Origin of the sequence: Shinella yambaruensis, assembly GCF_050859155.1 — a bacterium.
Taxonomy (GTDB): Bacteria; Pseudomonadota; Alphaproteobacteria; order Rhizobiales; family Rhizobiaceae; genus Shinella; species Shinella yambaruensis.
Window position 1 is genome coordinate 3851865 of sequence record NZ_CP150638.1, and the last position, 12933, is coordinate 3864797.

Consider the following 12933-nt stretch of genomic DNA (forward strand, 5'->3'; position numbering starts at 1 on the left):
CGCCATAGCGATCAGCCGCCGGAAAGGCCCGCCATGTCGCCGCGCAGTCCGGACCAGCTGCGCGCGCCGGCAAAGGCGCGGATATGCGCAAGGCTATACTTGAGATATTCCGACAGCATCGCCTTCATCACGCCCGGCTGGCGCAGCCAGTTGCCGTTCTTCAGGTCCGAATTGACGACGGGATAGGCGATGAACTCGGTCCTGGGATCGATGACCTTCAGCTCCAGCAGGCTGCGCGGCATGTGGTAGTTGTTGGTGACGACAAGCACGCGGCGGAACTGGTGGTCGCTGATCCAGCGCGCCGTCTCGTTGGCATTGCCGATCGTGTCGACCGCCTCGTACCCCATGTCGACGCAGCATTCGAACAGCGCAGACGAGCTCTGCGTGAGCTTGCGGATCTGGTTGCCGCTCGTCGCGGGGTTGACGCCCGAGATCAGCAGCCGCTCGCCGGCGCCCTGCTTGAGAAGGTCGATGGCCCGGTCGATGCGCTGGTAGCCGCCGGTCAGCACCACGATGGCATCGGCTTTCGGGTCGCTCGGCGTTTCGAGCGCGGCGACGGTTTCGGCGAAATAGAGGAAGCCACCCGTGCCCGCCACGGCAGCGAGCAGGAGGAGCGCGAGAACCACGCGCACGGCGAGACGGACGGGGCCCTTGCGCCGCCGTCCCGCCCCGTCAGACCGGGCGCCGTGCGGCAGACCCGGTTTTGCCCGTTCAAGCGCGTTCATGATTCCGTCCATAGAACGGGATTGCGGCAACCGATAGTCCGTTTTACGGCGAGCACCTGTCCGGTCCACGTCATGGGTCGGGCAACTGGTCGGTGCGTGAAGGGTCGGAGCGGATCTGGTCGATTTCGTGGATGGTCCGCATTACGGTGAAACGGGCCGTCAGCGTCGTCAGCAGCGCGATCACGACGATCGTGCCGGCAATGCCGAGATAGCCCGTGACCCCCATGGAGAAGGTGCCGAACAGCGCCGTCGCCTGGTCGCTCTGCGGCGTCGCGATGGAGCGCCCCTGCCAGAAGCCGGCGACGGCGAAGAACAGCGCCGCCAGCAGCCCGCCGGCAAGCGAGCCCTTCAGGCTGATCTTCAGGAAATGCTTCTGGAATTCGGAAGCGACGAAGCTCGCCTCGGCGCCGACGAAATGCAGCACCTCGACGATATGCCGGTTGCCGGAAAGCGCGCCGCGCGTCGCGAAGATGACGGTCAGCACCATGGCGGAGAAGACGAGCACCAGCACGCCCGTGCCGATGAAGGCCGTCGTGCGCGCCATGGCGACGAGACGGTCGACCCAGGTGCGGTGGTCGTCGAGGAAGGCCGTCGGGATCTTCTCCGCCAGCGCGGCCCGCATCGCCGTGAAATCCGGCGGGCTCTGCTCGTCGATGGTGACGATGACGAGGCGCGGCACCGGCAGTTCGTCGATGTTCAGCCCCTCGCCGAGCCAGGGTTCGAGCAGCCGTGCCGTCGCCGTCTTGTCGACGATCGTGCCGTCGCGCGTGCCGGAGAAGGTGAGGGCAAGGTCGCGCGCGTCCGTGAGCGCCTTCTCCATGTCGAGATCGTCGTCCGGCTTGATCTGGATGGTGATCTCGCGGGAGATCTGGCTCTGCCAGCTCGCCGCCGTCGCCCGCACCATGCTGACCGCGCCGAAGGTGAGGCAGGCGAGAAAGGCCATGATGGCGATGACGAGCATCAGCGCATTGCCGGAAACATTCGCCGGCGGCACGATGGGCGCCGTCGGGCGCACCTTCATTTCCGGCCGGCGGGCGGGCTGGGCCTCCTGGGCGGTCTCGCGGGGCGCGTCAGTCATAGATGTCGAGCCGCCCTTGCGAGAGGATCATGCGCCGCGCCTCCACCTGATCCATCAGCGAAAGGTCGTGCGTGGCGATCACCACGGCGGTGCCGAGCCGGTTCAGTTCGAGGAAGAGGCTGAGCAGCCGGCGTGCCATCGGCGGGTCGACATTGCCGGTCGGCTCGTCGGCGAGCAGCAGTTCCGGCCGGTCGATGAGGGCGCGGGCAATGGCCGCACGCTGCTTCTCCCCGCCCGACAGCACCGGCGGCAACACGTTGATTCGTTCCCCGAGCCCGACCCATTTCAGAAGTTCGAGCACGTCGGCGCGATAGCTCGCTTCCTCCTTGCCGCGCACGCGCAGCGGCAGGGCGACGTTCTCATAGGTCGTCAGGTGATCGAGCAGGCGGAAATCCTGGAAGACGATACCGATGCGCCGGCGCAGCATCGGCAGCTCGTCGCGCGGAATGGTCGAGATTTCGCGGTCGAAGGTGCGGATGATGCCGCGCGTCGGCTGCAGGGAGAGGAAGAGCAAGCGCAGCAACGTCGTCTTGCCGGCGCCGGACGGCCCGGTCAGGAACTGGAAGGAGCGATGCGGAATATCGAAGGTCAGGTCGCGGAGGATTTCCGGGCCCATTCCATAGCGCAGTCCGACATTCTCGAAGTGAATCAATGATCAATCCGGTTCTAAAGGCGGGTTACCTTGCCTGCCGAAGCAGGTCCGCTGGCGAGGTCGCACAGGAAAGCGGCTCTTTCACGGTCGGGTTTCCGAAGCATTAACCAGTATGGTTTACGTTTCGTAAGGATTTCATTCAATGCCCGACTTTTCGCCCATGATTTTGCGCGGAAAGGGCGCTGGCGCAGCGGGGAGGTCGCGATGAACGCCTTCAGAGCAAGACGCGAGGCGAAGGGCCGGATCGACCTTCTGCCGCCGGAGCCGAAGACGCCGGCCCGCCGGAATGCAAGGCCGTTCCCGGCGCGCCTCGAAGTGGTCGATGCCGATTTCGTCGTCATCCGCAGCACCGCCGCCCGCATGTCGAACGACAATCACCGTCCCCTGAAGCCCACGCCAGCCGACCTGCAGCCGCGCCACCTGCTGCTTCGCGTCGCCGCAGCCGGCGGCCGGCTGTGCGAGGCAGGCTTGCAGCGCCTCCCGGGCCGCGCCTTTGCCGGACTCGTCACGGCGGCCTTCATCTTCGTCTTCGCCTATGCCGGCGGACTTTCCGCCCTCAGGGCGGCGCTTCCCGCAAGCACGCCGGGCGGCGCGCTGCGCATTGCCGATGTCATCACGACGGTCGACGACCGCAACGGCATGAAGGTGCTCGCCGTCTATGGCCGCCTCACCAATGGCGGCGACACCATCGCCGCCGTGCCGCCGGTCGACATCGTCTTCGACGGCATGAGCAAGGCGATCCACCACCGCCTCTCGCTCGAAACCGCAAAGCTCGCGCCGGGCGCCAGTGAGACCTTCGCGTTGCGCATTCCGCACAATGGCGGAAAAGTGCCGAAAGTCTCGGTTTCGCTCGCCGCCGAGGGTGCACCCGCCCCCTGACTGTGCTAAGCGGCTCCTCTGTTTCCCGCAATTCCGCACGCAAGACCGCGGGATTTTGCCGGATTTGCCCACGACCAAGGAGCCGCCTCGCGATGCAGATTGTCCGCGGAAAGAAGATCGAAACGCTCTACGACGCCGCTACGATCGCCAAGCGCAATGAAGAACTGGCGGCCGAGATCGCCAGCGGCCCGACGAAGGACCTCCTCGTCATCGCCGTGCTCAAGGGCTCGTTCATCTTCGCAGCCGACCTCACCCGCGCCCTTCATGCGGCCGGCCTTGCCCCCGAAGTCGAGTTCATCACGCTGTCGAGCTACGGCGCCGGCACCGTCTCGCAGGGCGTGAAGGTCATCAAGGACATCGACAGCGACGTGCATGGCCGCGATATCCTGCTGATCGACGACATCCTCGAATCCGGCCGCACGCTCAGCTTCGCCAAGGAGCTGATGTATGAGCGCGGCGCCCGCAACGTCACGATCGCCGTGCTGCTCGACAAGCACGAGAAGCGCAAGACCGATCTGGAAGCCGACTATGTCGGCTTCGAATGCCCGGATCATTTCGTCGTCGGCTACGGCATGGACGTCGCCTATGCCTTCCGCGAACTGCCCTTCGTCGGCGTCGTGACGGGCGACGCTGACGCCTGACGCCTTCCTGACCGCAGATTCCCCCATCGGTCGTTTACCGATCGACAAGGAAAGTCTGGTCTTTTCGTTCACGGAGCGGCACCGGAGAATCGGCCTGCCGCTCGGCCTTCTGTTCCGCCGCCCAGACAGCGGCAGCCTGGAGCAGGGCCGGATGAACGGACCGAAAGGGGAACCGATGGCCAAGATCCTGATCACCGAGGACGAGGATTCGCTCCGCACCTTCGTGGCGCGGGCGCTGCGCATGGACGGCCACGAGACCGTCGAGGCGCCGGACGGTGCCGCAGGGCTCGACGCCCTGACGGAGGGCGGCTTCGATCTCCTCCTGTCCGACATCCGCATGCCCGTGATGGACGGCATCGAGCTCGCCCACAAGGCGTCCGCCGCCCATCCGGCGCTGAAGATCCTGCTGATGACCGGTTATGCCGAGCAGCGCGAGCGGGCCGACGACCTTGCCTCGAAGATCGTCGACGTGGTGAGCAAGCCCTTCAGCCTGCCGGACATCCGCCGCGCCGTGGCGACGGCGCTCGCGGCCTGACGCGCTTCAGCGGATTCCGAGCAGCCGCTCCAGATAATCCCGTTCGAAACCGGGCGCTGCCCCGGTGCCGAGGCGACGGCGGATCTCCTCCAGGATTTCACGCGCCCGCTGGATGTCGATCTCTTCCGGAACCTTGGTCGGCCCGCCGAAATCCGGGCCCTGCCCGTTGAGGGTGCGCTCGCGGCCCAGCGGATCGCGGCCGTTGCGGCCCGCCTGCGGGATACCTTCGCCCGGTCCCTGGCCCTGTCCCTGCCCCATCATGGCCTGCATCTGGCTCATCATGTTCTGCGCGCCCTGGCGCAGCGCCTCCAGCGCGCGGCCCTGGCTGCCGACGGCCGATTCGCCCTGGCCCTCGCCGAGCGCTTCCGAAGCACCCTTCATCTCGCGGCCGGCCTGGCCAAAGCCTTCGCCGGGCTCCAGCCCCATGCCCTTCAGCGCTTCCTGAATCTCGTCGAGCTGCTTGCCCAGTGCGTCCTGCTGCTCCTGCAGCTTCTTCAGCGCCTCACGCAACTGTTCGGCCGTCATCTGGTCGGTCGGCTGCTGGCCGGCGCCGTTGTCGCCCGGCCGCTGCTCGCCCTCCTCGCCCGGCATCGGATCGCCGCGCTGCTGGCGGTCACGCAGCGCCTGGTCGAACTGGAAGGTCTGCTCCATCAGCTTCTGCTGCTGCTGCATCAGCTGGCCGAGCTTGTCCATCTGCTGGCGCATCGCGTCGTTCTGCTGGCCTTGCTGGCCCTGCTGCGGCCGGCCGGCCTGCAGGTTGTTCATCATGCGTTGCAGCTCGGAGAGCATCTGCTGGGCCTGGTCACGCGCGCCGGAACGGGCCAGATTCTCGATCTGGTCCATCATGCGCTGCAAGTCCTGCTGGCGCAGGATCTGGCCCTGCTGCTGGGCATTCTGCTGCATCTGGCCGTTCTTGGCCGCCTGGCGCGCAAGCTCCTCCATATAGGCCTGCATCGCCTCGCGCAGTTCCTTCATGAGCGCGGCGATCTCCTCGTCGGAGGCGTTGCGCTCCAGCGCCTCGGAAAGCGCCTTCTGCGCCTCGCGCAGCCGGCGGTCGGCCAGCGACAGGTTGCCGTCCTCGATGCCGAGGGCGATTTCCCAGAGATAGTCCGCCGTCTCGCGCATCTGGTCGTCCGTGCGGGAGAGCTTCATGCGCGCATTGGCCGATTGCAGCAGCAGGTAATGCGTGAGGTTGGAGATCGTCTCTTCCGGCCGGATCGTCAGCGCCTCGTTGAGCGCGATCGCATGCGGCAGCTGGTTGGCATCGAGCGCGAAGACCTGCCGCTGTTCGGCGACGGCCGCGGCGAGCGGCTCGAAGAAGGTCTTGGCCGGCAGGATCATCTCGACAGGCTGGCTGCGCCCCTCCTGCCCGGCGGCATCCTTGGCGACGAGCGTGATCTTCACGCGTTTGCCGGAGAGCGGGTGTTCGGACAGGTTGCGGCTCGTCGTGCCCTTGGCGTCGCGCGCGGCACGGCGAGGCAGGTCGAGCCTATACTCCGGCAACGGATAGAGCGGACGCGCATCCTTCGGCTTTTCGACCGGCACGATCTCCGCATGGGCCTCCTGGATCCCGTAATCGTCCTTGGCGATGAAGCTGATCTCCAGCGCCGAGGCGACGGTCTTCTTCGGGATGCCGTCGAAGGCGATTTCCGGCACGCGGTCCGGAATGACCGCAAAGGTCCAGGTCTGGCCGGCAACCGAGAGCGTGCCGTCCTTCAGGATCTTGTAGCGCATGGTCCTGGCATCATTGGCGGCCGCCACCGGCACCTTCGCCTCGACCTTCGAAGCCTCGGCTTTTTCATCCTTCGGCTTTTCCGCCTCGGGGAGGATGGCCGTGGCCGCGGTTTCGCCGGTTACCTGATAGCTCACCGCCTCGTCGCCGCCACCGCCGGTGACGCGCACGGTCAGTTCGCTGAATTGCGGAATGCGGATCTCGCCCCTGGCGGCCTCGCCCGGCTGACCCTGCGGGCTGCCGGTCAGGAAGATGGGCGCGCGCGACGTGTGCGCCGGCGGCGTCACCCAGGCGTCGATGCGCACGTCCGGCGCGGTTTCGGCGGGCGCGCGGACGGTAACCACATCGGCCAGAAGGCCGCCGCGGTTGGAATAGGAAAAGGCAAAGGCGATGGCGACGAGGAGCAGCGGCACCGCACGCAGGGCATGGCGGTCGTACCGGGCGATATCGGGCTCCAGCGCCCCGGTCCTCAGCGTGCCGATCATCCGCGCCATGCGGGCCTGGTGTTCGCGCCACAGCGCCTCGGCAAAGGCATCGCCGCCGGCCGGCCGGTCGTCCTGCACCCGGATCGCCTGGTGGGCGAGCGCATTGCGCGCCTCCAGCATGCGATAGGCCTTGTCGGTCGACGGCCAGACGATGCCGCGCAGGCGGACGAGCAGGCCGACGAGGCCGAGCGCGAAGGCGGCGAGCGTCGCAAGATGCAGCCAGGCCGGCACATGGCGGAAATAGCCGAACCAGGTGAGCGCCAGGAAAGCCGCGACGAGAAGCAGGATCGGCAGCACCCGCGGGGCGAGCGCTTCCAGATAGAGGATGGCCTGGGCGGCAAGGCGTTTTCCCGCGAGCCGGCGGGCCACCGGGCTGCCGGTCGCCTCCTTCCCGCGCTGTCCTCGCGTGTCAATCGCCATCGGTCGCCGCTCTCCGCTGCAGGTTGTCACCACCAAAAGATAACATGCTTTGTGGCGAAGACGAGGGCACGCGCAAAATCGTGATCGCGCAGGCGGCTGGTTTTAGCGCTTCCGAAGGTCAGGCGAGCCAGTCCGGCACCGAATCGAGGCCGATCAGGTCGTCATAGCTCTGCCGCGGCCGCACGACATGGAACGCGGCCCCGTTGACCAGCACCTCCGGCACCAGCAGGCGGCTGTTATAGGTGCCGGCCTGCACGGCGCCATAGGCACCGGCGGAACCGACGGCGATCAGGTCGCCGGGCTTCGGCTGCGCCATTTCGCGGTCCTGCGCCAGATAGTCGCCGGTCTCGCAGACCGGGCCCACCACGTCCGCCCGGATGCGCGGCGCGCTGGCGGCGGAGATGACGACCGGCTGGATCTCGTGCCAGGCCTCGTAGAGCGTCGGGCGGATGAGGTCGTTCATGGCCGCATCGACGATGACGAAGGTCTTCTCGCCGCCGTCCTTCACATAGATGACCTCGGTGACGAGGATGCCGGCATTGCCGACGATCAGCCGGCCGGGCTCGGTGACGATCTTGCAGTTCAGACCCTGGAGCTGGTTCTTGACAATCTCGGCATAGGCGTCCGGCAGCGGCGGCGGCGCATTGTCCGTCTTGTAGGGGATGCCGAGGCCGCCGCCGACATCGACGTGATCGATCGTGTGGCCGTCGGCACGCAGCGTGTCGACGAGTTCGCGCAAGAGCTTGAAGGCGTCCTCGAAGGGTTGCAGCTCGGTGATCTGGCTGCCGATATGCATGTCGATGCCGGTCACCTTGATGCCCGGCAGGCCGGCGGCGCGGGCATAGACGGCGCGGGCGCGCTCCCAGGAAATGCCGAACTTGTTTTCCTTCTTGCCCGTCGAGATCTTGGCGTGCGTGCGGGCATCGACGTCCGGATTGATGCGGAAGGAGACATGCGCCACCTTGCCGGCCTTCACGGCGCGGGCGTTCAACACCTCCAGCTCCGGCTCGGACTCGACGTTGAAGCAGTAGATGCCGGCCTCGAGGCCAAGGTCCATCTCGCGCGGCGTCTTGCCGACGCCGGAGAACATGATGCGCGAGGCGGGGACGCCGGCGGCCAGCGCCCGGCGCAGTTCGCCTTCCGAGACCACGTCGATGCCGGCGCCGAGCCGGGCGAGCGTCTTCAGCACCGCCTGGTTCGAATTCGCCTTCATGGCATAGCACACCATGGCATCGACGCCGTCGAAGGCCTTGGCGAAGACCTTGTAGTGGCGCTCCAGCGTGGCCGTCGAATAGACGTAGAAGGGCGTGCCGACCGCCTTGGCGATCTCCGGAACGGGCACGTCCTCCGCATGGAGGATGCCGTCGCGATGCTCGAAATGGTTCACAGGTCTCGTCCGTTAAACAAGGGCAATTCCGGCAAAACCGTGCAGCGGCTTTGCGTTCGGGAGGACATCAAAACTAGAGAAGGGGATCGAGGATGAAGGGCTTGTCTTCGACCTGCTCGACCTTCTTGCCGTCGACGGTCTTGTAGACCGGCTGCGCGCCGCCCGGCAGGTCGAGATCGCCCTTGCGGCCGCAGGCGGTCAGAACCGCTGCGGAAAGGCAGAGCACGAGAACCAGCCTGCCGATATCGATGCGTGTCATGAAGCGTTCCCTGGAATGCCGGTGATCGGGTGGGCACCATCCTTATCGAATTCGCCCGCCCTTGTGCACCCTTAATCTACTGATGAGTCCTGCAAGCAATCTGATCAGTTCCGCTGCCGCCACCAGGCGATCTGCTTGCGGACCTCCAGGGGCGCGGTGCCGCCGAAACTCTTGCGGCTCGCAACCGAGGCCTCGACCGTCAGGACGTTGAAGATGTCGGCGGTGATGGCGGCATGGATCGCCTGCAGCTCCTCGAGCGACAGGTCGGCAAGGTCGCAGCCCTTGCCCTCGGCCAGCGCCACGGCGCGGCCCGTCACATGATGCGCGTCGCGGAAAGGAAGCCCCGCCTCGCGCACCAGCCAGTCGGCAAGATCGGTGGCGGTGGAATAGCCGGACCCGGCCGCCGCCTTCATCCTGTCGGTGCGGATCGTCATGTCGCGCACCATGCCGGTCATCGCTGCAATCGCCAGCTCGATGCTCTCGGCCGCGTCGAAGACCTGTTCCTTGTCTTCCTGCATGTCCTTGGAATAGGCGAGCGGCAGGCCTTTCATGACCGTCAGGAGCGCGATCAGCGAGCCGTTGATGCGGCCGGTCTTGGCGCGCACCAGCTCGGCGGCGTCCGGATTCTTCTTCTGCGGCATGATGGAGGAGCCGGTGGAGAAGGCATCCGACAGGCGGATGAAGCCGAATTGCGGCGTCGACCAGATGACGATCTCCTCGGCAAGGCGCGACAGGTGAACACCGGCAATCGCGGCGATCGACAGGAATTCCAGGGCGAAATCGCGGTCCGACACGGTATCGATGGAATTGCGGGTCGGCTCGCGGAAGCCGAGCGCCTTCGCCGTCATGTGCCGGTCGATATTGTAGCCCGTGCCGGCAAGCGCGGCGGCGCCGATCGGGCTTTCGTCGAGATGCTCGATGGCGTGGCGCACGCGCTGGCGGTCGCGGCCGAACATCTCGACATAGGCCATGCAATGGTGGCCGAAGGTCACCGGCTGGGCGGTCTGCAGATGGGTGAAGCCCGGCATGACGGTCTCGGCATACTCCTCGGCACGGTCGAGGAAGGCCGATATCAGACCCGTCAGCGCCTTCTCCGTCTTCTGCAGCTCTTCCTTCACCCAGAGACGAAAGTCGAGCGCCACCTGGTCGTTGCGCGAGCGGGCGGTGTGCAGGCGGCCGGCCGCGGGGCCGATCAGCGTCGCCAGCCGCGCCTCGACATTCATGTGGATGTCTTCCAGCCGGCGGGAGAACTCAAAACTTCCGCTTTCGATCTCTGACAGGATCGTGTCGAGACCGTGAACGATCTTTTCCTTATCGTCCGCCGAAATGATGCCCTGGTGGGCGAGCATCTCGGCATGCGCCTTTGAGCCGCGGATGTCCTGGGCGTAAAGCTTCTTGTCGAAGCCGATGGAGGCATTTATCTCCTCCATGATCGCATCCGGTCCCGAGGCGAAACGGCCGCCCCACATCTGGTTCGAGGATTTCGTCTCGGAAGTGCCGTCAGCCATGGGTCCCGTCCTGGAGAATGAAATGACAGTGAAGAAGAAACTCGGCCTGCCGGCAGGAAAGCTCATCGCCATTGCCGGGCTCGCCGGACTTCTCGCCGGTGGTGCTGCGATATACGTGAAGGAAAGCCTGTCTGGCAATGGCGCGGTCGCTTCCGCCGATCCCGCCGCCTGCGCGGCCGCCGCGGCGAAGGCCGAAGCCCTGACGCCCTTTTCCAAGGGGCAGGTCGCCGCCATGCGCACGGTGGACGCACACCGCCCGCTGCCCGATCTCGTCTTCGACGGCCCCGACGGCAAGAAGAGGACGATCGCCGATTTTTCCGGCAAGACGCTGCTCGTCAACCTCTGGGCCACCTGGTGCGTTCCGTGCCGCGAGGAGATGCCGGCGCTCAACGCACTCGAAAAGGAGCTCGGCAGCGACAGGTTCGAGGTCGTCGCGATCAACATCGACACCGGCGACGACGAGAAGCCGAAGGCCTTCCTCACCGAAACGGGCGTCAACGATCTCGGCTACTACCGCGACGCCTCGATGGGCGTCTTCAACACGCTGAAGAAGGAAGGCCTCGCCTTCGGCCTGCCTGTCACGCTGCTGATGGACGACAAGGGTTGTCTGATCTCGGCCATGAACGGCCCCGCCGCCTGGGACAGCGAGGACGCCAAGGCGCTGATCAACGCCGCGCTGGCGGCGCCGGAAAGCTAAGCCGCAGCCGGAGTTTCCCTCACGCCGCCGGATAGGCGCGTGGCCGTCGGATGTCGAGGAAACCCTCCTCGCCCTTGCCGTACGGGAATTCCGGCGCCGTATCGAACTCGACCGGCTGGCCGCTGCCCGTCAGGGCCAGCACGCGGCGCGAATCGGGCCGGTCGATGACGCGCACGATCTTCGCGGCAATGCCTTGCCCCTCGTCGCGCCAGGTGACGTCGGCCGGGCGGAACAGGATCTGGCCGCCGCCATCCGCCACGCCGCCGGCCTCGAAGGCCACGCCGTCGACATAGGCCTTGCCGCCGCGGATATCCGCATCGAGCCGGTTCGCATCGCCGAGGAAGTTCATCACGAAGGCATCGGCCGGGTTGCGGCAGACCGTCTCGGGCGTCCCCTCCTGCACGATCTTGCCCTTGTTCAGGATGACGACCCGGTCGGCAAGGTCCAGCGCCTCTTCCTGGTCGTGCGTGACGAAGAGCGTGGTGATGCCCAGTTCGTCATGAATTTTCCGAAGCCAGCGGCGCAGGTCCCGCCGCACATTGGCGTCGAGCGCGCCGAAAGGCTCGTCGAGCAGCAGCACGCGCGGATCGACGGCGAGCGCCCGGGCGAGCGCCACGCGCTGGCGCTGGCCGCCGGAGATCTGGCCGGGAAAGCGGTCCTTGAGGCCGCCGAGCTGCACGAGATCGAGCAGTTCGGCAACACGTTTGGCGATCGCCTCGGGCGAACGCTTGACCTTGGAGACCTTCATGCCGAAGGCGATGTTCTCGCCGACGGTCATGTGCGGGAAGAGGGCATAGTGCTGGAAGACGAAACCGACGCCGCGCTCGCGCACCGGAATGTCGGTGGCATTCTCCTCGCCGAAATAGATCGCGCCGCCATCGGCATATTCGAGGCCGGCGACCATGCGCAGGATCGTCGTCTTGCCGGAGCCGGAGGGGCCGAGCAGCGCCACCAGCTCGCCGCTCTCGATATCGAGCGACACGCCGTGCACGGCGCGAAAGGTCTGGAACTCCTTGACCACGTTGGTAAGGCGGATCTTCACGGTTTTACCTCCGGGGTGATGCTGTCGGCGCCGGCCAGCTGAGAGGGGCGCTGGACGCGGCCCGCGCCCTGACGCTCCAGTGCCACCTTGGCGATGAGCGTGACGATGGCAAGGCCGGCGAGAATGGATGCGGCGGCGAAGGAGCCGGCCGCGTTGTAGTCGTGATAGAGCAGCTCGATATGCAGCGGCAGCGTGTTCGTCTGGCCGCGGATATTGCCCGAGACGACGGAAACGGCACCGAATTCGCCCATCACGCGCGAATTGCAGAGCACGACACCGTAGAGCAGCGCCCACTTGATGTTCGGCAGCGTGACGGAGAAGAAGGTGCGCCAGCCGCTCGCCCCCAGCGACGTCGCAGCCTCCTCGAGGTCGCGTCCCTGCGCCTGCATCAGCGGGATCAGCTCGCGCGCCACGAAGGGCGCCGTCACGAACATGCTGGCCAGCACGATGCCCGGCAGCGCGAAGAGGATTTTTATCTCCGCCGATTGCAGCGCCGGGCCGAACAGGCCCTGCAGGCCGTAGACGAAGAGATAGGAGACACCCGCCACGATGGGCGACACGGAGAAGGGCAGTTCGATGACGACGGTGAGCAGCCGCTTGCCGCGGAAATCGTGCTTGGTGATGGCCCAGGCCGCCGCGACGCCGAAGGCCGTGTTGACCGGCACCGCGATCAGCGCCGTGACGACCGTCAGCAGGATCGCGTGCCGCGTATCCGGATCGGCGATCGAGGCGGCAAAATAGCCGACACCACGCGAGAAGGCCTCGACGGCGATGACGACGAGCGGTGCGACGATCATCAGCGCGACCAGCACGAGCACGAAGGCGAGCAGCGTGCGGCGGAAGACCGGATTGTCGCCGACGCGGGGCGGCTTGCCCTTTCCGTGATGCGCCAT

General features: G+C 66.4%; 13 protein-coding genes. 4 read left to right on the plus strand and 9 right to left on the minus strand.

Translation table 11 applies throughout. From position 1 onward, the window contains the following. Positions 1–11: 11 nt before the first annotated feature. From WMC41_RS18800 to ftsE, 3 genes are all read right to left on the minus strand, one after another. On the minus strand, positions 12–725 hold the full coding sequence (locus tag WMC41_RS18800; RefSeq protein ID WP_432345634.1) for a YdcF family protein: 714 nt from the start codon (positions 723–725) through the stop codon (positions 12–14). A gap of 70 nt (positions 726–795) precedes the next feature. Continuing rightward, positions 796–1803 carry a cell division protein FtsX gene (locus WMC41_RS18805; protein WP_288080963.1) on the minus strand — a complete coding sequence of 336 codons (1008 nt, stop codon included), beginning with the start codon at positions 1801–1803 and terminating at the stop codon, positions 796–798. Next, the gene (gene ftsE / locus WMC41_RS18810) at positions 1796–2455 is read right to left on the minus strand and encodes a cell division ATP-binding protein FtsE (protein WP_244769392.1); all 660 of its coding nucleotides are present in this window, start codon (positions 2453–2455) and stop codon (positions 1796–1798) included. Before ftsE ends, WMC41_RS18805 begins: the two co-directional genes overlap by 8 nt. Positions 2456–2659: 204 nt before the next feature. Here ftsE and WMC41_RS18815 point away from each other — a divergent pair, with 204 nt between their 5' ends. The 3 genes from WMC41_RS18815 (at position 2660) to WMC41_RS18825 (ending at position 4510) form a co-directional block, all read left to right on the plus strand. After that, complete coding sequence (locus tag WMC41_RS18815; protein ID WP_432345637.1) at positions 2660–3334, plus strand: hypothetical protein; 675 nt, start codon at positions 2660–2662, stop codon at positions 3332–3334. Positions 3335–3426: 92 nt separating this feature from the next. Next, on the plus strand, positions 3427–3975 hold the full coding sequence (hpt, locus tag WMC41_RS18820) for a hypoxanthine phosphoribosyltransferase (RefSeq protein ID WP_432345640.1): 549 nt from the start codon (positions 3427–3429) through the stop codon (positions 3973–3975). 175 nt (positions 3976–4150) lie between these two features. Next, the gene (locus tag WMC41_RS18825) at positions 4151–4510 is read left to right on the plus strand and encodes a response regulator (protein WP_064331584.1); all 360 of its coding nucleotides are present in this window, start codon (positions 4151–4153) and stop codon (positions 4508–4510) included. A 6-nt stretch (positions 4511–4516) separates the two neighbouring features. On the opposite strand, the gene WMC41_RS18830 is transcribed toward WMC41_RS18825, so the two are convergent. The 4 genes from WMC41_RS18830 to argH form a co-directional block, all read right to left on the minus strand. Continuing rightward, positions 4517–7147 (minus strand): TIGR02302 family protein, encoded by a 2631-nt coding sequence (locus WMC41_RS18830; protein ID WP_432345643.1) that lies wholly within the window; start codon positions 7145–7147, stop codon positions 4517–4519. A gap of 118 nt (positions 7148–7265) precedes the next feature. Next, on the minus strand, positions 7266–8534 hold the full coding sequence (gene lysA / locus WMC41_RS18835) for a diaminopimelate decarboxylase (protein ID WP_244769388.1): 1269 nt from the start codon (positions 8532–8534) through the stop codon (positions 7266–7268). 73 nt (positions 8535–8607) lie between these two features. Beyond that, positions 8608–8793 carry an LPS translocon maturation chaperone LptM gene (gene lptM, locus WMC41_RS18840; RefSeq protein WP_432345646.1) on the minus strand — a complete coding sequence of 62 codons (186 nt, stop codon included), beginning with the start codon at positions 8791–8793 and terminating at the stop codon, positions 8608–8610. Between the two features lie 104 nt (positions 8794–8897). Continuing rightward, a complete protein-coding gene (gene argH / locus WMC41_RS18845) occupies positions 8898–10301 on the minus strand; it encodes an argininosuccinate lyase (RefSeq protein WP_432345648.1) in 1404 nt (467 codons plus the stop codon). Between the two features lie 22 nt (positions 10302–10323). Here argH and tlpA point away from each other — a divergent pair, with 22 nt between their 5' ends. Further along, entirely contained in the window at positions 10324–10998 is a 675-nt protein-coding gene (gene tlpA, locus WMC41_RS18850) for a thiol:disulfide interchange protein TlpA (protein WP_432345650.1), read from the plus strand. Between the two features lie 19 nt (positions 10999–11017). Here the strand turns inward: tlpA and WMC41_RS18855 are convergent, their stop codons facing one another. Continuing rightward, on the minus strand, positions 11018–12040 hold the full coding sequence (locus tag WMC41_RS18855) for a sulfate/molybdate ABC transporter ATP-binding protein (protein ID WP_432345651.1): 1023 nt from the start codon (positions 12038–12040) through the stop codon (positions 11018–11020). Then, positions 12037–12933, minus strand: a complete 897-nt coding sequence (gene cysW / locus WMC41_RS18860; RefSeq protein ID WP_432345653.1) for a sulfate ABC transporter permease subunit CysW — start codon at positions 12931–12933, stop codon at positions 12037–12039. The genes WMC41_RS18855 and cysW overlap by 4 nt, the downstream gene beginning before the upstream one ends.

Bases quoted from the DNA above. Each gene is read 5' to 3' on its own strand.
- WMC41_RS18830 (WP_432345643.1), bottom strand. From the start codon at position 7,147: ATGGCGATTGACACGCGAGGACAGCGCGGGAAGGAGGCGACCGGCAGC.
- WMC41_RS18805 (WP_288080963.1), bottom strand. From the start codon at position 1,803: ATGACTGACGCGCCCCGCGAGACCGCCCAGGAGGCCCAGCCCGCCCGC.
- tlpA (WP_432345650.1), top strand. From the start codon at position 10,324: ATGACAGTGAAGAAGAAACTCGGCCTGCCGGCAGGAAAGCTCATCGCC.
- argH (WP_432345648.1), bottom strand. From the start codon at position 10,301: ATGGCTGACGGCACTTCCGAGACGAAATCCTCGAACCAGATGTGGGGC.
- lptM (WP_432345646.1), bottom strand. From the start codon at position 8,793: ATGACACGCATCGATATCGGCAGGCTGGTTCTCGTGCTCTGCCTTTCC.
- WMC41_RS18800 (WP_432345634.1), bottom strand. From the start codon at position 725: ATGAACGCGCTTGAACGGGCAAAACCGGGTCTGCCGCACGGCGCCCGG.
- WMC41_RS18815 (WP_432345637.1), top strand. From the start codon at position 2,660: ATGAACGCCTTCAGAGCAAGACGCGAGGCGAAGGGCCGGATCGACCTT.
- WMC41_RS18825 (WP_064331584.1), top strand. From the start codon at position 4,151: ATGGCCAAGATCCTGATCACCGAGGACGAGGATTCGCTCCGCACCTTC.
- cysW (WP_432345653.1), bottom strand. From the start codon at position 12,933: ATGGCGCATCACGGAAAGGGCAAGCCGCCCCGCGTCGGCGACAATCCG.
- hpt (WP_432345640.1), top strand. From the start codon at position 3,427: ATGCAGATTGTCCGCGGAAAGAAGATCGAAACGCTCTACGACGCCGCT.